Origin of the sequence: Streptomyces luomodiensis, assembly GCF_031679605.1 — a bacterium.
Taxonomy (GTDB): Bacteria; Actinomycetota; Actinomycetes; order Streptomycetales; family Streptomycetaceae; genus Streptomyces; species Streptomyces luomodiensis.
Genome location: NZ_CP117522.1, coordinates 5,118,005 through 5,138,101, shown reverse-complemented (window position 1 = coordinate 5,138,101; position 20,097 = coordinate 5,118,005). Strand labels below are relative to the sequence as shown.

Sequence of the window (20,097 nt, the reverse complement as noted above, 5' to 3'; positions counted from 1 at the left end):
GGCGCGACTAGGCCCAGGTGAGCAGGCGCTTGGGGCGTTCCAGGATCGCCGCGACGTCCGCGAGCACCTTGGAGCCCAGCTCACCGTCGACCAGCCGGTGGTCGAAGGAGAGCGCGAGGGTGGTCACCTGGCGCGGCTTGACCTCGCCCTTGTGGACCCACGGCTGGAGCTTGATGGCGCCGAAGGCGAGGATCGCGGACTCGCCGGGGTTGAGGATCGGGGTGCCGGTGTCGACACCGAAGACGCCCACGTTGGTGATGGTGACCGTGCCGCCGGACATCGCGGCCGGGCTGGTCTTGCCCTCACGGGCGGTGGTGACCAGCTCGCCCAGGGCGGACGCCAGTTCGGGCAGGGTCTTGGCGTGCGCGTCCTTGATGTTGGGGACGATCAGCCCGCGCGGCGTGGCCGCCGCGATGCCCAGATTGACGTAGTCCTTGTAGACGATCTCCTGGTTGTCCTCGTCCCAGGTGGCGTTGATGTCCGGGTTGCGCCGGATGGCCACCAGCAGGGCCTTGGCGACCAGCAGCAGCGGGTTGACCCGCAGCCCGGCCATCTCCGGGTCCTGTTTGAGGTCGGCGACGAGCTTCATGGTGCGGGTGACGTCGACCGTCACGAACTCGGTCACGTGCGGGGCGGTGAAGGCGCTGTTGACCATCGCCTGCGCGGTGGCCTTCCGTACGCCCTTCACGGGCACCCGCCGCTCCCGGCCCTCGGCGGCCGCGGACGGGGCCGCCACGGGCGCCTCCTGGACCGCCCTGAGGGCCTCGGCGGCCGCGTGGACGTCCTCGCGGGTGATGATCCCGTCCGGCCCGCTCGGGGTGACCGTCTCCAGGTCGATGCCCAGGTCCTTGGCGAGCTTGCGGACCGGGGGCTTGGCCAGCGGCCGGGTGGTCCGGGCGCTGCCGTTCAGCTCGGGCGCGGCCGCGGGGCGGGCGGGCGCGGGGGCGGCCGGTGCCGCCTCGGCCGGGGCCGGGGCGGGCTTCGCCGCGTCGGGCCGCTGCCGGCCCGGCAGCGGCTTGCGCGGACGGCGCTTGGTGGAGGCGGGCGCCGCCCCGTAGCCGACCAGATTGGCCTGGCGGCCCTCCTTCTCCGCCGGCTTCTCGGCGGCGGGCTTCTCGGCGGCGGACTCCTCGGCGGCGGGAGCCGCCTGGGGCGCCGCGTCCCCCGCACCGGGGTCGGTGTCCACCGAGATGATCGGCGTGCCCACGTCCACGGTGGTGCCCTCGTCGAAGCGCAGCTCGTGCACCACTCCGTCGAACGGGATGGGCAGCTCGACGGCGGCCTTGGCGGTCTCGACCTCGCACACCACCTGGCCGTCGGTCACCGTGTCGCCCGGCGCCACGAACCACTTGAGGATCTCGGCCTCGGTCAGCCCCTCGCCCACGTCGGGCATCTTGAACTCACGGAAGCGCTGTTCGACTGCGGTCATCGTCACGATCTCCTCAAGCCCTTCAGTACGCCAACGCACGGTCTACGGCGTCGAGCACCCGGTCCAGCCCCGGAAGGTACTCGTCCTCGAGCCGTGACGGCGGGTACGGCGAGTGGTAGCCGCCGACCCGCAGCACCGGGGCCTGGAGGTGATAGAAGCACCTCTCGGTGATGCGTGCGGCGATCTCCGCCCCGGTGCCCAGGAACACCGGTGCCTCGTGGACGACGACCAGCCGGCCCGTCCGCTCCACGGACCCCTGGATCGTGTCGAAGTCCAGCGGCGAGATCGAGCGCAGGTCCACGACCTCCAGCGACGTGCCCTCCTCGGCGGCCGCCGCGGCGGCGTCCATACAGACCTTGACCATCGGGCCGTAGGCCGCCAGGGTCAGGTCCGTTCCCGGCCGCACCACCCGGGCGGAGTGCAGCGGACCGGGGATCGCGGAGGTGTCGACCTCGGACTTGTCGTGGTAGCGGCGCTTGGGCTCGAAGTAGATGACCGGGTCGTCGCTGCCGATGGCCTGCTGGAGCATCCAGTAGGCGTCGGAGGCATTGGCGGGCGAGACCACCTTCAACCCCGCCACATGCGCGAACAGCGCCTCCGGCGACTCGCTGTGGTGCTCCACCGCGCCGATGCCGCCGCCGTACGGAATGCGGACCACGACCGGCAGCTTGACCTTGCCGAGCGACCGCGCGTGCATCTTGGCGAGCTGGGTGACGATCTGGTCGTAGGCGGGGAAGACGAAACCGTCGAACTGGATCTCCACCACCGGGCGGTAGCCGCGCAGCGCGAGCCCGATCGCGGTGCCCACGATGCCGGACTCGGCGAGCGGGGTGTCGATGACCCGGTCCTCGCCGAAGTCCTTCTGCAGCCCGTCGGTGACCCGGAAGACGCCCCCGAGCTTGCCGACGTCCTCGCCCATGATCAGGACCTTGGGGTCGGCCTCGAGCGCCGTGCGCAGCGACGCGTTGATCGCCTTGGAGAGCGACATCTTCTCGGCGGCCATGTCAGATGCCTTCCTCAGCGGTGACGAACGAAGCCTGGTACTCGGCGAACTGCGCCCGCTCCTCGTCGACGAGCGCGTGGCCGTCGGCGTAGACGTGCTCGAACAGCGCCATGTCTTCGGGGTCGGGCATGGCCCGTACGGCGTCCCGTACCCGCTTGGCCAGCGCGTCGCTCTCCCGCTCGAGGTCGGCGAAGTACGCGTCGTCGACCAGGCCCTCGCGGGTCAGCAGGGTGCGCAGCCGCAGGATCGGGTCCTTGGTCTCCCACAGCTCCCGCTCCTCCGGGGAGCGGTAGCGCGTCGGGTCGTCGGAGGTGGTGTGCGCGCCCATGCGGTAGGTGAACGCCTCGATGAGCATCGGGCCCTGCCCGGTGCGCGCCCGCTCCAGCGCGGCCTTGGTGACGGCCAGACAGGCGAGCACGTCGTTGCCGTCCACCCGCACCCCGGGGAAGCCGAAGCCCTGGGCGCGCTGGTAGAGCGGGACCCGGGTCTGCTTCTCGGTGGGCTCGGAGATGGCCCACTGGTTGTTCTGGCAGAAGAAGACGACCGGGGCGTTGTAGACCGCGGAGAAGGTGAACGATTCGGCGACATCGCCCTGGCTGGAGGCGCCGTCACCGAAGTAGGCCAGCACCGCGGAGTCCCCGCCGTCCTTGGCCACGCCCATCGCGTAACCGGTCGCGTGCAGCGCCTGGGAGCCGATGACGATGGTGTACAGGTGGAAGTTGTTGCTGTTGGGGTCCCAGCCGCCGTGGTTCACCCCGCGGAACATCCCCAGCAGATTGGTCGGGTCCACGCCCCGGCACCAGGCCACACCGTGCTCGCGGTAGGTGGGGAAGACGTAGTCGGCGTCGTTCAGCGCCCGGCCGGAGCCGATCTGCGCCGCCTCCTGGCCGAGCAGCGACGCCCACAGGCCCAGTTCGCCCTGGCGCTGGAGGGTGGTCGCCTCGGCGTCGAACCGCCGCGTCAGCACCATGTCCCGGTACAGACCGCGCAGCTCCTCGGGGGTCGGGTCGATGGAGTACTCCGGGTGCTCGACCCGTTCGCCCTCGGGGGTCAGCAGCTGTACGAGTTCGGTCTGGCCCGCAGGCTGCTGCTTCTTGGCGTTCCGCGCGGTGGTGCTGCGCTTGGCTCCGCTGCGGCGCGGCTTGCGCGCGGCAGTGCTCTCCACGGTCACGTGTGCTCCTCCGTCTGTCCGGCCCCCGGGATCCGCCGGCGGCCAGTTGCGGCTCGCCCGCTCGGCGACGGCGCACGGGGTGGGTGCGCCGAGGCAAGACCGGGCGTGACAGGTACCCGGCGGCTGGCCCTGCACAAGGCACGTTACCCAGTGCGTCGCGTGTCTGCGAAACCCCACCTGACCTGCAATTTTGCTTGGATTTCCAAGTAAATCGCGTGGCCGGGGAAACATCCACTGGTCACAGCCCCGCAGGCCGCCGGACAAGCGCACGGTATCCCGCTGGACAACGGCACGGGAAGACTTCGTGTGTGAGACTGGAGCCGTGCGCGAAGAAGGAAAAATAAGGATTTTCCTGGTCGACGACCATGAAGTCGTACGACGCGGCGTACGCGACCTGCTCGCGAGCGAGCCGGACATGGAGGTGGTCGGCGAGGCGGGCACCGCGGCCGACGCGCTGGCCCGGATTCCGGCCGTCCGCCCCGACGTCGCCGTCCTGGACATCCGGCTGCCCGACCGCAGCGGGGTCGAGGTCTGCCGCGAGATCCGCGCCCGCGACGAGTCCATCCGCTGCATGATGCTCACCTCCTTCGCCGACGACGAGGCGCTCTTCGACGCCATCATCGCGGGCGCGTCGGGCTACGTCCTGAAGGACATCCGCGGCGGCGAACTGCTCGCCGCCGTCCGGGACGTGGCCGCGGGCCGGTCCCTGCTCGACCCGGTGGCCACCGCCCGCGTACTGGAGCGGCTGCGCGGCCAGGCAGCCGTCAAACCGGCGGACGACCGGCTCGCCTCCCTCACCGAGCAGGAACGCCGAATCCTGCTGCTGATCGGCGAGGGGCTCACCAACCGGGCGATCGGCGAACGGCTGCACCTGGCCGAGAAGACGATCAAGAACTACGTCTCCAGCCTGCTCTCCAAGCTCGGCATGGAACGCCGCTCCCAGGCGGCGGCGTACGTCGCCCGAATGCAGGCCAAACAGACCCAGAGGCGATGACCCTGACGGGGCGGGCGAACGGGGCGGCGGCGCGGGCCCCCCCGGGGGCGGCACGGCTCCGGAGGCACTGCGCCCCGCGACGACGGGCGACACGGCTGCGGAGGCACAGGCCCCCGGCGGCGGACCGGGACCCCGGAGGGCCCCGAAGCACCCCCCGGCGGGGACGGCACGGGGCCAGACACGCGGAGCCCGACGCGGGCGACACAGGGCCCCGAACCGCTGAACCCGACGCGGACGGCACGAGCACTACCGCGCGGCGGCGGGCAACACGGCCCCCGGAGAGGCACTGCCCTGCGGCGGCGGGCGGCACGAGGCCAGACACGCTGGCCCCTGAGCGGGGAGGGCGGACCCCGAAGCACCCCCCCGGCGGAGACGGCGCAGACCACGAACCGGTGAGCCCGACACGGGCGGCGCGGGCGCTGCCCGCAGCGGCGGGCGACACGGCTGCGGAGGCACAGGCCCCCGGCGGCGGGCGACCCGGGTCCCGAAGCGCTGTTGTTCCGGCGGAGGCGGCGCAGGCCCCCGAGACGTTGAGCCCGACGCGGGACGGCACCGATCCCGGAGGGGCGGGCCCCGGCCGGCGGGGGCGGCACGGAGGCAGACGCGCTGCGCCCGGCGGGGGCGGTGCGGGCCGGGGTGGGGTGGTGACGTCTCGGTCAACCGGGCGCGTTCGGCAGGCGCATCGTCCCCTTTGTGTGCGCCGTGGCGGTGATGTCCGGTGATCTAACATCTGGCAGGTGCCGCGCTCACATGTACGCTCCGCCGAGGACGCTCCCGACGGGGAAACCCTGAGCACCCTGCTCCGCCGCTACGACAGCGCCGGTGAGGCGGTCTCCTGCGAACCGCTCACCCAGGGGCTGCTCAACCGCGGCTACCGCCTCGCCACCACCCGCGGCCGGTTCTTCCTCAAACACCACCTCGACGGCGACCGCACCGCCATCGCCCGCCAGCACCGGGTCACCCAGCGGCTGGGCGCGCTCGGGGTGCCCGTCGCCCCGCCGGTCCCCGACGCCGACGGCCGTACGGTCGTGGTCATCGGCGGCCGCTGCTACGCCTTACACCCCTGGGTCGACGGGCGGCACCGCGACGGCGGTGAGCTGACCGCCCCGCAGTGCTGGCGGCTGGGCGGGCTGCTCGGGCTGGTCCACACCTGTCTGGAGCGGGTCATGCGGGCCCGTACGGGCGACCGGCAGCCGCCCGGGGAGGCGGCCGACCCAGTGGACACCTTCGCCGTCATCGACGAGCTGCTCACGCTGGTCCGGAGGCGCCGGGCACGCGACTCCTTCGACGAGCTCGCCGAGCACCGCCTGGTCGAGCGGCGGGCGCTGCTGGAGCGGCACGCGCACCGCCGCCCGGAGGCACACGCCGTCCCGGTCACCGGCTGGGTGCACGGCGACTTCCACCCCCTGAACCTGCTCTACCGCGATACGGAACCGGCCGCCATCGTCGACTGGGACCGGCTCGGGGTGCAGCCGCGCGCCGAGGAGGCGGTCCGGGCCGCCGCGATCTTCTTCGTACGGCCCGGCGGCACCCTGGAGCTCACCAAGGTGCGGTCCTACGCACGGGCGTACCGCTGCACGGCGGGGGCCGGGGCCGCCGAGATGGCCGCGGCCGTGCACCGGGTGTGGTGGGAACGGCTCAACGACTTCTGGATGCTGCGCTGGCGCTACCAGCGCGGGGACGGGCGCGCCGATCCGCAGTTCCCGGCGGCCGCCGCGCTGGTGGTGTGGTGGACCCGGGAGTACGACGCGGTCCGCGACGCCTTCTGCGGCTGAGCGGGCGCCAAGGGGGCTGACGGCGGCGCCGAGGGAGCTGGCGGGGGCGCCGAGGGGCTGACAGGGCACCAAGGGGACTGACGGGGGCACCGAGGAGCCGACGGGGGCGCCGAGGGCCTCTGCGCGAGGTTCCCGGCGCCCCCGCCCCGCCCTCAGGGCGTGCCGTCGACGTTGCCCGTGTCGCCCGTCGGATCGGTGGGCTGGCCGTCGCCCGTCGAGGGCGGGTCGTTCGTGGGCTCGGTGGTCTGCTCGCCGCCGCCGGGGGTGGTCTGCTCGTCGCTCGGCTGGTCGTCGTTGCCCGGATCCGTCGGCTGGTCCGTGGGCTCGTCGGTGGGGTCGCCGTCGGAGTACGTCGGCGTCGGGCCCTGGCTCGGGAGGTAGTCGCTGCCCGTGCCACCGGAGGTGGCCTCGTCGGTCGGGACCGTGTCGTCGCCCGTGTCGTCGCTCGGCGTATCGCTCGGCTCGTCGGTGTTCTTGTCCTGGGTGACCGAGGTCTGGTGCTTGCTCGGCTGGTTCCCGTCGTCCTTCTTGCCGGCGTTCAGCGCGAAGGCGACCCCGGCCGCGACGGCGATCACCGCGAGCACCGCGATCAGCCACACCCTGCTGCGGCCCTTACGGCGCCCGGAACCGCCGTGGTAGCCGCCGTCACCGCCGCCGGGGCCGGTGAGGACCGGCTGCTGGGTGGTGTCGCCGTGGCCCGGATGCGGGAGCGCGGTGGTGGCCCCGACACCGTGCATGCCCATGGCGGGGGTCGCGGCGCCCAGGTGCTGGGTGACCGGGCCGGTGTTCCAGACGCCGGTGTGGCCGCCCGCCTCGTGGAGCATCTGGAGCGCGTACTGGACCAGTCCGCGCATCTCCTCGGCGCTCTGGAACCGGTCGTCCGGGTCCTTGGCGAGGGAGCGCATGACCAGGCCGTCCAGCTCCGGCGGCACGGTGCCGGAGATCTCCGACGGCGGCACCGGGGTGTCCTGGACGTGCTGGTAGACCACCGACAGCGGGGTCTCCCCGGTGAACGGCGGGCGAAGCGCCAGCAGCTCGTAGAGCAGACATCCGGTGGCATACAGGTCGGAGCGGTGGTCCACGGCCTTGCCGAGGGCCTGCTCCGGCGAGAGGTACTGCGGTGTGCCCATGACCATGCCGGTCTGGGTCATGGTGGACTGCGCGCCGTGCAGGGCGCGGGCGATGCCGAAGTCCATCACCTTGACCGCGCCGCTGTTGGTGATGATCACGTTGGCGGGCTTGATGTCCCGGTGCACGATGCCGTGCTGGTGGCTGTAGGCGAGCGCCTCCAGCACCCCGGAGACGATGATCAGCGCCTGGTCCGGCGGCGGGGCCTCGGCGTTGAGCAGCAGATCGCGGATGGTCCGGCCCTCGACCAGCTCCATGACGATGTACGGCACGGTGTTCTTGCCGACGGTGTCCTCGCCGGAGTCGTAGACCGCCACCACCGCGTGGTGGTTCAGCCCGGCCACGGACTGTGCCTCGCGGGTGAAGCGGGCCTTGGACACGGGGTCCTCGGCCAGGTCGGCGCGGAGCAGCTTCACCGCGACCGTCCGGCCGAGCCGCAGGTCCTCGGCGGCGAACACCTCCGCCATACCGCCGCGGCCGAGGCGGCTGGTCAGTCGGTATCGGCCATCGCCGACAAGTCCCGCGTTGCCCCACGCCTCGGGTGTGTCCGGCATTCCGGACCCGCTGGCGTCAGGTTCGGAGGGCCCCTGGGCGCTCTGGGTCTGTGCCATCGGTCCTCGCCGTCTCGTTCTCGGTGGGGGTCTGGTAGAGATCGCCCCGCCCACGGGCGGTACGGTTCCCGCTAGGCACGCTACAGCCTTCGCGCCGTGCGTCGGTTGGTGATGGACCGGTCATCAAACCTGTTGACGCTGAAGCGATGCAAATCGCGTGACGGGTTCTTACGCATCCGGTCACGGAACGGGCACGTGGCTTGACGTGTCCGTGGCCTGGGGCAGACTTGGCCACGATATCCAGAACGTCAAGATCAATGCGTCGAAACGTGCGCGTCGGAGTAGTGGGTGCGCCGAGGGGGAAGTACGACATGAGCCAGCACGGCGCATCAGGGCGGTACCAAGGCCACTCTCTGGCGAACGGCCGCTATCAGCTGCGTGACCTGCTGGGCGAGGGCGGCATGGCCTCCGTGCACCTGGCCTACGACACCGTGCTGGCCCGCCAGGTCGCGATCAAGACGCTGCACACCGAGCTGGGGCGGGAGCAGTCCTTCCGCGAGCGTTTCCGCCGCGAGGCCCAGGCTGTTGCGAAACTCACGCACCCCAACATCGTTTCGGTCTTCGACACCGGCGAGGACGACATCGGCGGTTCGCTGATGCCGTACATCGTCATGGAGTACATCGAGGGGCATCCGCTGCGGTCGGTTCTGGACACCGATGTCCGGCAATACGGTGCGATGCCGACCGAAAAGGCCCTGAAGATCACCGGCGATGTGCTGGCGGCGCTGGAGATCAGCCATGAGATGGGGCTGGTCCACCGCGACATCAAGCCGGGCAACGTGATGATGACCAAGCGCGATGTGGTCAAAGTCATGGACTTCGGCATCGCCCGCGCCATGCAGTCCGGGGTCACCTCCATGACCCAGACCGGCATGGTGGTCGGCACCCCGCAGTACCTCTCCCCCGAGCAGGCGCTGGGCCGCGGCGTCGACGCCCGCAGCGATCTGTACTCGGTCGGCATCATGCTCTTCGAGCTGCTGACCGGCCGGCTGCCCTTCGACGCGGACTCGCCGCTGGCCATCGCGTACGCACACGTACAGGAGGAGCCGGTCGCGCCCTCCACGATCAACCAGTCCATACCCCCGGCGGTGGACGCGCTGGTCGCCCGCGCCCTGAAGAAGAACCCGAACGAGCGCTTCCCGAACGCCGAGGCCATGCGCGACGAATGCGTCCGGGTCACCCGTACCGGTCAGACCGGTGCCTCGCCGATCATCATCAGCGGCGGTCCGCCGGCCCGCAGCGGCGCCGGTGTCGGCTCGGCGGTCTTCCCGCCGATCGACCAGCAGACGCCCGCCCCGGGCCCCGGCAGCGTCCAGACGCCGTACCAGCCGCAGCCCTCCGCCGGGCAGTACGGCGCCTTCGGCCCGTCCACCCCGCCCCCGTCCACCGGCCAGCCGATGGGGCAGCAGGGCTACCAGGCCCCGACGCCGGCGTACCCGGGCGGCCCCAGCACCCCGCCGCCGTACAACATCTCGCCCGCCTCGACGCCGTCCGGCAGCGGTGGCGGCAACGGCGGCGGCAACGGCAACAAGCGCGTGATCATAGGTTCGGCCGTCGTCGCGGCGGTCGCGGTCATCGCCGTGATCCTGGTGGTCGCGCTGAACGGCGGCGGCGGTTCCGAGGACGAGAGCAAGGGCGGCGACACATCGGCGTCCCCGTCGGCCTCCGCGACCTCCGCGGGCTTCCGCATGGGCGACAAGACGAAGACGATCGACCCGGAGAAGTGCACCGACGCGTACGAGGACGACGACGAGAAGGGCACGTACACGGTGCCCGACTTCCAGAACCTCTACATCGACTCGGTGAAGAAGTGCATCCGCGCGGCCGGCTGGAAGTACCGCGTGGTGCCCCAGGACGAGAATCTGTGGGGCAAGGGCACGGTCCTCAATTACACGTACCGGAACTACGAGCCGTACAACCCCAAGACGGACACCATCGAGCTGACCGTCTCCACCGGCAACCCCGGGTAGGCACGGCTCCCCGGCCCGGCCGCACCCGGCACACCGACGCCGCGGGCCTCATCTCCGGATGAGGCCCGCGGCGTCGTTTCGTCGTGCGGCCCGCGCGTCAAGGGCCTGGTGAGCGGCTCAGAGATACGGGCCCGAGCGGGCGCCGCCCTGCTGGGGCGCGACCTCGTCCTCCTCGCCCCCGCCGAGCCCCGGCGGCAGCGCCCGGCGCATCTGCTCCAGCTGAGCGCGCGCCGCCATCTGCTGGGCGAACAGGGTGGTCTGGATGCCGTGGAACAGCCCCTCCAGCCAGCCGACCAACTGGGCCTGGGCGATGCGCAGTTCCGCCTCGGTGGGCACCGCGTCGTCCGTGAAGGGCAGCGACAGCCGCTCCAGCTCCCCGATCAGCTCGGGTGCCAGCCCGTCCTCCAGCTCCTTCACCGAGCTGGAGTGGATCTCCTTGAGCCGGACCCGGCTGGCCTCGTCGAGAGGCGCGGCGCGGACCTCCTCCAGCAGCTGCTTGATCATGCTGCCGATCCGCATGACCTTCGCCGGCTGTTCGACCATGTCCGTCACGGGAACCTCGCGCGACTCGTCGTCACCACTGCCCTCGCCAGAAGCAGGAGCGACGCCGCCGAGTGCCATGCCGTCCGGACCGACGACCAGGACGTGCGGGCTCTCCTGCGCTCGTTCGTTCATCGGCTGGTTCATACCCCTATTGTTCCGCACCGGCACCCGGCGCGGAGGGCGAGGGTCGGGGAATCCGGCACCGATGTCAGCGGCGGCGCAGCCGCAGACCGAAGAACGCCAGGCCGAGGCCGAGACCGGTGAGCGCCAGACCGGTGCCCAGCGGCAGCACCCGCATCGCCCGCCCACTGGGCTCGGAGGCGGTCCGCCGGCCACCGTAAGGCTGCCCGGACGGGAGCGACTCGCGCGCCTCGCGCCGGTCCGGCCGCCCCGGGACGGGCACGGAGGACGGCGTCCACTCGGGCACCAGCGAAAACCGCCCGGCGCTCTCGTCCTCCCCCTCCTCGTCTCTCCCCTCGTCCCCCTGGCCCCCGTCCGGCGTCCCGGTCGAGGGGCCGTCGTCCGACGGCGAGGGGGCGGGCGTCCCGGTGCGGCCGGGGTGCGCACGGCCCTCACCCGCACGAGTGCCCGCCAGCCCGCTGCCGGTGTCGTCGCCGCGGGCGGCGGAGGCGGCGAGGGCAGCGGGGGCGGCGGTCAGCGCGGTACCCGCCAGCAGGGCCGCCGCGGGGAGCGTGCGAAGCGTCGCAGGGTTCACGGTGGTCACCCTCCCGTGCCGAACCATTGCGTAACGGGATCAGCGTCACATGAGGTTACGACTCGGGCATCTTGAACGCATCCGTACGGAATCGTACGGTTCCGTACGCACCGGACCCGCTGGGGTTATGGGGACCGCGCCGGGCGGGCGCCGGGCCGGCGGGGGCTTATGGGAGCCGCACGGGGTTGCGCCGGGGCGACGCCCGATCGATATCCGGCCCCACCGGATCCACCGGACTCGCTCACGTCGTCAGCAGGATCTTCCCCACATGCTCGCTGGACTCCATCAGCCGGTGGGCCTCCGGGGCCTCCCGCATCGGGGTGGTGCGGTAGACGATCGGGCGGACCCGGCCGCTGCCGATCAGCGGCCAGACGTGTTCCCGGACCGCCGCGATGATCGCCGCCTTCTGTGCCAGCGAGCGGGCCCGCAGCCCGGTGGCCGTCACGGCGGCGCTCTTGGAGAGCAGGGTGCCCAGGTTCAGCTCGGCCTTCGCGCCGCCCTGCATCCCGATGATCGCCAGCCGGCCGTTGACGGCGAGCGTCTCCACGTTCTTGGCGAGGTACTTCGCGCCCACGATGTCCAGGATGACGTCCGCTCCCGCGCCATCGGTGGCCTGGCGGATCTCCTCGACGAAGTCCTGCTCGCGGTAGTCGATGAGGATGTCGGCCCCCAGCTCCCGGCAGGACGCCAGCTTCTTCGGACCGCCCGCGGTCACCGCGACCCGCGCCCCGACCGCCTTCGCGAGCTGGATCGCCATGGTGCCGATACCGCTCGACCCGCCGTGCACCAACAGCGTCTCGCCCGGCCGGAGGTGGGAGATCATGAAGACGTTGGACCATACGGTCGCGGTCACTTCGGGCAGCGCGGCGGCCGTGACCAGGTCCACGCCCTCGGGGACGGGCAGCAGTTGCCCCGCCGGGACCGCCACCTTCTCGGCGTACCCACCGCCCGCGAGCAGGGCGCACACCTCGTCGCCCACCGCCCAGCCGGTGACGCCGGGGCCCAGCGCCGAGATCCGGCCCGAGCACTCCAGACCGGGGTAGGGCGGGGCGCCGGCCGGCGGCGGGTAGAAGCCCTGACGTTGCAGCACATCCGCGCGGTTGACGCCACCGGCGGCGACGTCGACCAGGACCTCCCCCTCGCCGGGCACGGGATCGGGGACCTCGGCCCATACCAGGGCTTCGGGGCCACCGGGTTCGGGAATCGTGATCGCATGCATGGCCGCGAGGCTACTCCTGGACCATCGGTGCGCGAACGATCGTGATCAGCCGATCGGCCGCCCGCAGCGGACTGGCGTCGGGGTCGTCGTACGCGAGCAGGCGATGGCCGCGCAGCACGGACACCACGAGGTCGTCCGTATCCCGCACCGATTTGCCCACCTCCGCCTTCACCACCGTGCGCTCCACCAGGTCCAGCCCCGTGCCCTGCTGGATCAGATCCTCGATCACCGCCCCGGCCGTCGGGCTCTGCACGCTCATGCCCAGCAGCCGCCCCGCCGCGCTGGCGCTGGTGATCACCGCGTCGGCCCCGGACTGGCGCAGCAGCGGCGCGTTCTCCTCCTCGCGCACCGCCGCCACGATGTTGGCGCCCCGGTTGAGCTGTCGGGCCGTCAGCGTGACCAGCACGGCGGTGTCATCGCGCTGGGTGGCGATCACGAACTGGCGGGCGCGCTGCGCCTCCGCCCGCAACAGCACATCGCTGCGGGTCGCGTCGCCCACCACCCCGGCGAACCCCTCCGCGTTCGCCGCCTCGATCACCTTGTGGTTGGGGTCGACCACGACCACGCGGTTCTTGGGCAGTCCCGTCGCACAGAGGGTCTGCACCGCGGACCGCCCCTTTGTGCCGAAGCCGACGACGACGGTGTGATCACGCAACGCTGACCTCCAGCGGTTCAAGCGGTACTGCTCGCGGGTGCGTTCGGCCAGGACTTCCAGGGTGGTGCCGACCAGGATGATCAGAAACAGCACGCGCAACGGTGTGACCAGCAGGATGTTACAAAGCCGCGCGCTGTCGCTGTACGGCACGATGTCGCCGTAGCCGGTCGTCGACAGCGTGACGGTCGAGTAGTAGACGGCGTCGAGGAAGTCGACCTCGTCGTCGGAGTTGTCGTGGTAGCCGGCGCGGTCGACGTACACGATGGCCACCGTCACCACCATCACCAGCAGCGCCAGCAGCAGCCGGCGGACGACCTGGCGCAGCGGGCCCGCGGGGAAGTGCGGCAGATGGACCCGGTGGCCGCCGTCCCCGGGGGTGCGGGCGGCCGCGTCATGGCTGGGCAGCTTCACGCCGGACCCTCCTCGGGGGATATCTCCTCGTCGCCGTCTCCGGCGTCCTTGGCTTGATGGCCTGTCATTCGGTCCGTCGCTCTGTGTGCTGCCCGGTCTGCCGCTTGGTCGATCGCGTTCGCCGACCACGGGAGGTCCAGCACCTCGACCTCGGTGCCCCGCTTCGCCCCGCCGGGCGGGATCACGGCGAGGCCGTCGGCCACCGCGATTCCGCGCAGCATCGCCGGGCCGTTGAAGCGCAGCGGCACCGCCATGTCCTGCCGGAAGGCCACGGGCACCAGCCGGGTGTCCCGCGGATGCCCCTGCACGGTCTCGGCCAGCGGGGCCGGTCCGGGGGCGGGGGCCGGGCGGCCCGTTAGCGTCCGCAGCAGCGGCTCGGCGAGGGTCAGCAGACCGGACACCGCGGCGAGCGGGTTGCCGGGGAGCCCCACGAGATGCCGGGCCGGGCGGCGCTCAGGACTTCCTGGGCTTCCTGAACTTCCCGGGCTTCCTGGGCTTCCTGGGTCTTCGGCGCTTTCGGGGGTGCCGGGACTCTCAGGGTTTTTCGCGGGGAGGCGCGCCAGCAGCATCGGATGGCCGGGGCGCACCGCCACCCCGTCCACCAGCAGCTCGGCGCCCAGGCGGCGCAGGGTGGGGTGGACATGGTCCAGGGGGCCCGCGGCCGTGCCTCCGGTCGTCACGACGACGTCGGCGGACGACCCGGCCACCGCCGCGTACACCGCGTCCGCCTCGTCGGTCAGTCGCCGGGTGCCGGACACCTCGGCGCCGAGCGCCCGCAGCCACGGCCCGACCATCGGCCCCAGCGCGTCCCGGATCCGGCCGTCGTGCGGCAGCCCCTCGGTGAGCAGCTCGTCGCCGAGGACCAGCACCTCGACGCGCGGTCTGCGCACCGTCGGCAGCTCGTCGTACCCGGCCGCGGCCGCCAGGCCCAGTACGGCGGGGGTGATCAGGGTCCCGGCCGGGAGCAGCTGATCGCCGCTGCGGCACTCCTGGCCGCGGGTGCGGATGTCCTGGCCGAGGACGACGGGGTGGGCGGGGGACGCGTGGAGCCAGCCGTCGCCCGCGTCGGTGCCGTACTCGCTGCGCAGCACGGCGGTGACGCCGGGCGGGACGCGGGCGCCGGTGGCGATGCGGACGGCATGGCCGTCGGGCAGGGGGGCCGCCTCGTCGTGTCCGGCGAGGATGCCGTGAGCCCGGTCGTCCGCCTCGGTGTCACCGGTTCCGCCGGTCGGCAGCCGCCAGGGGCCGGGGCCCGCGAGCGCCCAGCCGTCCATCGCGGAGGTGTCGAAGGGCGGCAGGTCGGTGAGCGCGGCCAGCGGCGCGGCCAGGACCTGCCCGAGCGCCTCGGGCAGCGGCCGCATCACCGGGGCCGTGTGGGCGGCCTCCTTGACGGCCGCGCGGGCGGCGATGGCGCGGGCGTCGGGCCAGGCGGTGGAGCGGCGGTGCGGTTCGTTCATGGGCTGGTGCGAGAGCGGACGCGGGTGGGAGGTGGGTGCGCCGGGGGTGCGCTTCGGGCGCGGGGCCGGGGCCTGCGGGGCGGGGGCCCTGGACCGCGTATGTCTGGCGCCGGTGCCCTCTGACGTCGAGTTGCCCAGGAGTTGGCGCCATACACACATGTCGGCGTCCGGGGCCGCCGCCCCTGCGCCCCCGTCCCCTTCTGCCGGAACGCGGCTCTCCGGCTGTTTCCCGGTCCGGCCATGGGCCAGGTCCAGCGCGGTATCGACCCAGTCCGGTCCGGTGGAGTCGTCGTCGCGGCCGCTCTCCCGGGCGGGTCCGCGCGTGCGGCCGTGGCCGTGGCCGTGGCCGTTGGCCAGGTCCAGGGCGGCGTCGGCCCAGTCCTCCTCGCCGGGTGACGCCGGTCGCTCCGGTGCGGGCACCGATTCATTGGCCAGTGCCAGCGCCTCGTCGAGCTCGCGGTCGAGCGGGTCCCCGTCCCGGGGGCGGCGAGGTGTCACCGCTCCTCGGCCCAACGCACGGCGAGCGCCGCGGCCTTCTCGGTCGCGGCGGCCAGTGCTTCGGGGCCGCCGCCCTTCTGGGCCGCGGCGTAGCCGACGAGGAAGGTGGTCAGGGGGGCGGCGGGCCGGGCGACGCCGTGTGCGGCGTCGCGGGCCAGGTCGAGCAGGGCGGCGGTGTCGACATCCAGGTCGATCCCGAGCTCGGCCTTGACTGCGGCAATCCATTCGTCCAACACGTTTCCATGCTCCCTGATGCGCGCTCGAGCTGTGGTGATGTCCTCCCAGGTGTCGCAGTCGAACGACGCTGTGGGGTGCTGGAGGCGGGCCAGGGCCAGCTCGGAGACGAGGAGGCGGAGGGGCAGCCCGCCGAGGCCGCCGTGTTCGGTGGCGAGAAGGGCGATCTCGCGGCGCAGCGGCTCGGCGCGGTAGGCGGCGACGAGGGGCTGTTCGCGGCCGTCGGAGTCGATGAGCACGGCCCCCTCGGCGTCCTCGATGCCGGTGAGGAGGGCCTCCACGGTCTCGGGGGTGAGGAAGGGCAGATCGGCGGAGAGCACGAGGACCACCGGAGCGGTGGTCTGCCGGATGCCCGCGTCGACGGCCGCGACCGGGCCGCCGCCGGGCGGCTGCTCCCGGGCCCACCGCACGGGCCGTACCGTGGGCCTGCGCGGCCCGACGACGACGGTCCGCCCGGCGCCGCGGCAGGCGTCCAGCACCCGGTCGAGCAGGGCCCGACCGCCCACCCGCAGCGCGGGTTTGTCCACCCCACCGAGCCGCCGTGCGGCGCCCCCGGCCAGGATCACTGCGTCATACGCACCTGGAGTCACCCCATGAGTATGGCGCCGCCGCGCCTGCGCTACAGCCGCCGCAGCAACACCATGGGCTGCTCCACGCAATCGGCCACGTAGCGCAGGAACCCGCCGGCGGTGCCCCCGTCGCACACCCGGTGGTCGAAGGTGAACGACAGCTGCACCACATGCCGCACCGCCAGCTCGCCCTGGTGGACCCACGGCTTCGCGGCGATCCGCCCGACCCCGAGCATCGCCGCCTCGGGGTGGTTGATGATCGGTGTCGAGCCGTCGACCCCGAAGACGCCGTAGTTGTTGAGGGTGAAGGTGCCGCCGGTCAGCTGCGCGGGGGCGAGCGTGCCGGTCCGTGCGGCCTCGGTGAGCCGGGCGATCTCCTCGGACAGTCCTTCGACGGTGCGGGCCTGGGCGTCGCGCACCACGGGGACCACCAGGCCCCGGTCCGTCTGCGCCGCGAAGCCGAGATAGATGTCGGGGAGCCGGATGATGTCCCGGCTGTCCATGTCCACCGTGGCGTTGAGCTCGGGGAAGCGTGCCAGGGCGGCCGTGCAGATACGGGCCAGGAGGGCGAGCAGGGAGACCTTGGGGCCGCCCGCGGCGTTCATCGCCGCGCGGGCGGCGAGGAGTTCGGTGGCGTCGGCGTCCACCCAGCAGGTGGCGTCGGGGATCTCGCGCCGGCTGCGGGCGAGTTTGTCGGCCACGGCGCCGCGCACCCCGCGCAGCGGAATCCGCTCCTCCGCCGGGCCGGTCACGGGGGCGGGGGCCGTCGTCGCGACCGCCGGCTCGACGTCGGCCCGGAGAGCCCGCTCGACATCGGCCCGGAGGATCAGCCCCTCGGGCCCGGAGCCCTTGAGCCGCCGCAGATCGACGCCGTGCTCGCGGGCCAGCCGGCGCACCAGGGGCGAGATCACCGGAATGGGCTCCGCGTCGTTCCGCACCGCCGTCGTCTCGCGCGGCGGGGCGGGGGAGCGCTGGACGCGACGGCGCCGCGCGGCGGGAGCGGTGGTGCCGTAGCCGACCAGCACATTGCCCGATCCGGCCGCGCTCTCGGCGACCGGTCCACCGGAGGCGGGCGGGCCCGCGGCCTCGTCCGAGCCCTCCGGGACGGCGACCGTGATCAGTGGCGCCCCCACCGGCACCTCCGCGCCCTCATCGCCGTACCGGGCCGTCACCACACCGCCGTAGGGGCAGGGCACGTCGACCATCGCCTTGGCCGTCTCGACCTCCACCACCGGCTGGTCGACCGCGACCACATCACCGACCTGGACCAGCCAGCGCACGATCTCGGCGCCGGTCAGCCCCTCGCCCAGATCGGGCAGGGTGAACTCCCGTACGACAGTCATCGGGCCGCGCTCCCCTCTGTCCACTCCGACTCCCACTGCAGCCGGGCGACGGCGTCCAACACCCGGTCCACACCAGGTAGATGGTGCCGCTCCAGCATGGGCGGCGGGTAGGGAATGTCGAATCCGGCGACGCGCAGCACGGGCGCCTCCAGGTGGTGGAAGCAGCGCTCGGTGACCCGGGCGGCGATCTCCCCGCCGGGCCCGCCGAATCCGGCCGCCTCATGGACCACCACGGCGCGCCCGGTCCGCCGTACGGAGGCGCAGACCGTCTCGTCGTCGAAGGGGACGAGCGAGCGCAGATCGACGACTTCGAGGTCCCAGCCCTCGCCCCGGGCCGCCTCGGCGGCTTCGAGGCACACCGGCACGGAGGGGCCGTAGGAGATCAAGGTGGCGGCCCGGCGGCCGCCGGTGCCGGGCCCGCGCACCACCGCGCGCCCGATCGGCGGTACCCGCTCGGGGGCGTCGGCCGACCAGTCGGCCTTGGACCAGTACAGCCGCTTGGGCTCGAGGAAGATCACGGGGTCGTCGGAGGCGATGGCGGCGCGCAGCAGCCCGTAGGCGTCGGCGACGGTCGCGGGGGCGACGACATGGAGGCCGGGGGTGGCCATGTAGTAGATCTCGGAGGAGTCGCTGTGGTGCTCGACGCCGCCGATGCCGCCCCCGTAGGGCACCCGCACGGTGATCGGCATCGGCATCGCGCCCCGGGTGCGGTTGCGCATCCGCGCGACATGGCTGACGAGCTGCTCGAAGGACGGGTACGCGAAGGCGTCGAACTGCATCTCGACCACCGGCCGCAGCCCGTACATGGCCATGCCGACGGCGGTGCCGAGGATGCCGGCCTCGGCGAGCGGCGTATCCGTGCAGCGGTCCTCGCCGAACTCCTCGGCCAGCCCGTCGGTGACCCGGAAGACGCCGCCGAGGGTGCCGACGTCCTCGCCGAGGACGTGGACGGACGGATCGGCGGCCATGGCGTCGCGCAGCGCGCGGCCGAGGGCCTGGGCCATGGTGGCGGGCTTACGGGCGGTGTCGGCCCCGACGGCGGTGGTCATCGCTCTCCCTTCCCTGCTTCGCCGGCCTCGGCGTCCAGCTCCGCGCGCAGCTGGGCCGCCTGCTCGCGCAGCTGGCCGGTCCGGACGGCGTAGACGTGCTCGAAGAGCTCCATGGGGTCCAGGACCGGGTCCTGGTGCATCCGCGTCCGCAGATCGGCCGCGAACCGCTCCGCGGACTCCCGCGCGGCCCGGACGCCCTCGTCGTCGAGCAGCGAGCGGTCCCGCAGGGCGTCCTCCAGGAGCGTTATCGGGTCGTGGGCGCGCCATGCCTCGACCTCGGAGTCGGGGCGGTAGCGGGTGGCGTCGTCGGCGTTGGTGTGGGCGTCGATGCGGTAGGTGACCGCCTCGACCAGGGTGGGCCCGCCTCCGCCGCGGGCCCGGTGCACCGCCTCGGCCAGGACCTGGTGGACGGCGGCCGCGTCATTGCCGTCGACGAGGCGGCCGGGCATGCCGTATCCGACCGCCTTGTGGGCGAGGGAGGGCGCGGCGGTCTGCTTGGCGAGCGGGACGGAGATGGCGAAGCCGTTGTTCTGGACGAGGAAGACGACCGGGGCGTGCCAGACGGCCGCGAAGTTGAGGGCCTCGTGGAAGTCGCCCTCGCTGGTGCCGCCGTCGCCGACCAGGGCGAGCGCCACGACGTCGTCGCCCTTGAGGCGGGCGGCGTGGGCCAGGCCCACGGCGTGCGGCAGCTGGGTGGCCAGCGGGGTGCACAGCGGGGCGACGCGGTGTGCGTGCGGGTCGTAGCCGGAGTGCCAGTCGCCGCGCAGCAGGGTCAGGGCGTCGACGGGGTCGAGACCGCGGACCACGGCGGCCAGGGTGTCGCGGTAGCTGGGGAAGAGCCAGTCGCGGTCCTCCAGCACCAGCCCGGCCGCCACCTGGCAGGCTTCCTGGCCGGTGGAGGAGGGGTAGACGGCCAGCCGGCCCTGCCGGGTGAGGGCGGTGGCCTGGGCGTTGTAGCGGCGGCCGCGCACCAGCTCCCGGTGGAGCCGGGTCAGCAGATCGGGAGAGACGTCGGCGGCAGCGGCGGTGCCCAGCACGCGGTACGGCTCGGTGTCGGGCAGCAGCGGCGCTGCGTCGACGCGGGGCTGCCAGCCGGGCGGGGGAGTGGGCCGGTAGGCACCGGGCTGCTCAAGGACCGTCATGTCGCGACCTCCTGGGCGTGGCGTACGGCGGGAGGGCGGGGCGTGCCGTGCGGCAACGCCCTCCCCTACCGATTGTTCGGTCGTCGACGCATTTTGGCTACAGGCGACCCAAGCCTGTGGACAAACGGTTCTGCAACGCCTGAGATGAAGACAGGACGTCCATGAAGGGGAGGCGGGGCGA

At 72.9% G+C, this 20,097-nt stretch carries 16 protein-coding genes; 3 read left to right on the top strand and 13 right to left on the bottom strand.

The window, feature by feature from the left end; genetic code table 11:
* Nucleotides 1-7: 7 nt before the first annotated feature.
* The 3 genes from PS467_RS21600 to pdhA (PS467_RS21590) are packed head-to-tail and all read right to left on the bottom strand — an operon-like array spanning nt 8 to nt 3,603.
* Nucleotides 8-1,429 (bottom strand): dihydrolipoamide acetyltransferase family protein, encoded by a 1,422-nt coding sequence (locus PS467_RS21600; protein ID WP_311036643.1) that lies wholly within the window; start codon nt 1,427-1,429, stop codon nt 8-10.
* Between the two features lie 22 nt (nt 1,430-1,451).
* Nucleotides 1,452-2,432 (bottom strand): alpha-ketoacid dehydrogenase subunit beta, encoded by a 981-nt coding sequence (locus PS467_RS21595; protein WP_311036642.1) that lies wholly within the window; start codon nt 2,430-2,432, stop codon nt 1,452-1,454.
* Nucleotide 2,433: 1 nt separating this feature from the next.
* The gene (gene pdhA / locus PS467_RS21590; RefSeq protein WP_311036641.1) at nt 2,434-3,603 is read right to left on the bottom strand and encodes a pyruvate dehydrogenase (acetyl-transferring) E1 component subunit alpha; all 1,170 of its coding nucleotides are present in this window, start codon (nt 3,601-3,603) and stop codon (nt 2,434-2,436) included.
* Between the two features lie 322 nt (nt 3,604-3,925).
* Here pdhA (PS467_RS21590) and PS467_RS21585 point away from each other — a divergent pair, with 322 nt between their 5' ends.
* Complete coding sequence (locus tag PS467_RS21585; RefSeq protein ID WP_268973293.1) at nt 3,926-4,597, top strand: response regulator; 672 nt, start codon at nt 3,926-3,928, stop codon at nt 4,595-4,597.
* Between the two features lie 737 nt (nt 4,598-5,334).
* The gene (locus PS467_RS21580) at nt 5,335-6,372 is read left to right on the top strand and encodes a phosphotransferase (RefSeq protein ID WP_311036640.1); all 1,038 of its coding nucleotides are present in this window, start codon (nt 5,335-5,337) and stop codon (nt 6,370-6,372) included.
* Nucleotides 6,373-6,524: 152 nt separating this feature from the next.
* On the opposite strand, the gene PS467_RS21575 is transcribed toward PS467_RS21580, so the two are convergent.
* On the bottom strand, nt 6,525-8,111 hold the full coding sequence (locus PS467_RS21575) for a protein kinase domain-containing protein (protein WP_311036639.1): 1,587 nt from the start codon (nt 8,109-8,111) through the stop codon (nt 6,525-6,527).
* Between the two features lie 311 nt (nt 8,112-8,422).
* On the opposite strand from PS467_RS21575, the gene PS467_RS21570 reads away from it, so the two are divergent.
* On the top strand, nt 8,423-10,081 hold the full coding sequence (locus tag PS467_RS21570; RefSeq protein WP_311036638.1) for a protein kinase domain-containing protein: 1,659 nt from the start codon (nt 8,423-8,425) through the stop codon (nt 10,079-10,081).
* 117 nt (nt 10,082-10,198) lie between these two features.
* Here the strand turns inward: PS467_RS21570 and PS467_RS21565 are convergent, their stop codons facing one another.
* The 9 genes from PS467_RS21565 to pdhA (PS467_RS21525) form a co-directional block, all read right to left on the bottom strand.
* Nucleotides 10,199-10,768: a bacterial proteasome activator family protein gene (locus tag PS467_RS21565; RefSeq protein ID WP_311036637.1), complete on the bottom strand. Its 570-nt coding sequence runs from the start codon at nt 10,766-10,768 to the stop codon at nt 10,199-10,201.
* Nucleotides 10,769-10,832: 64 nt separating this feature from the next.
* Nucleotides 10,833-11,339, bottom strand: a complete 507-nt coding sequence (locus tag PS467_RS21560) for a hypothetical protein (RefSeq protein WP_311036636.1) — start codon at nt 11,337-11,339, stop codon at nt 10,833-10,835.
* A 241-nt stretch (nt 11,340-11,580) separates the two neighbouring features.
* The gene (locus tag PS467_RS21555) at nt 11,581-12,558 is read right to left on the bottom strand and encodes an NAD(P)H-quinone oxidoreductase (RefSeq protein ID WP_268973287.1); all 978 of its coding nucleotides are present in this window, start codon (nt 12,556-12,558) and stop codon (nt 11,581-11,583) included.
* Nucleotides 12,559-12,568: 10 nt separating this feature from the next.
* On the bottom strand, nt 12,569-13,624 hold the full coding sequence (locus PS467_RS21550) for a potassium channel family protein (protein ID WP_268973286.1): 1,056 nt from the start codon (nt 13,622-13,624) through the stop codon (nt 12,569-12,571).
* Nucleotides 13,621-15,240 carry a molybdopterin molybdotransferase MoeA gene (locus PS467_RS21545; RefSeq protein WP_432280752.1) on the bottom strand — a complete coding sequence of 540 codons (1,620 nt, stop codon included), beginning with the start codon at nt 15,238-15,240 and terminating at the stop codon, nt 13,621-13,623. The genes PS467_RS21550 and PS467_RS21545 overlap by 4 nt, the downstream gene beginning before the upstream one ends.
* A gap of 335 nt (nt 15,241-15,575) precedes the next feature.
* Complete coding sequence (locus PS467_RS21540) at nt 15,576-16,403, bottom strand: NTP transferase domain-containing protein (protein ID WP_268973285.1); 828 nt, start codon at nt 16,401-16,403, stop codon at nt 15,576-15,578.
* Between the two features lie 29 nt (nt 16,404-16,432).
* Nucleotides 16,433-17,725, bottom strand: coding sequence for a dihydrolipoamide acetyltransferase family protein (locus tag PS467_RS21535; protein ID WP_311036635.1), 1,293 nt, complete (start codon nt 17,723-17,725; stop codon nt 16,433-16,435).
* On the bottom strand, nt 17,722-18,774 hold the full coding sequence (locus PS467_RS21530; RefSeq protein ID WP_311036634.1) for an alpha-ketoacid dehydrogenase subunit beta: 1,053 nt from the start codon (nt 18,772-18,774) through the stop codon (nt 17,722-17,724). The genes PS467_RS21535 and PS467_RS21530 overlap by 4 nt, the downstream gene beginning before the upstream one ends.
* A complete protein-coding gene (gene pdhA / locus PS467_RS21525) occupies nt 18,771-19,916 on the bottom strand; it encodes a pyruvate dehydrogenase (acetyl-transferring) E1 component subunit alpha (protein WP_311036633.1) in 1,146 nt (381 codons plus the stop codon). The genes PS467_RS21530 and pdhA (PS467_RS21525) overlap by 4 nt, the downstream gene beginning before the upstream one ends.
* Nucleotides 19,917-20,097: the final 181 nt, after the last annotated feature.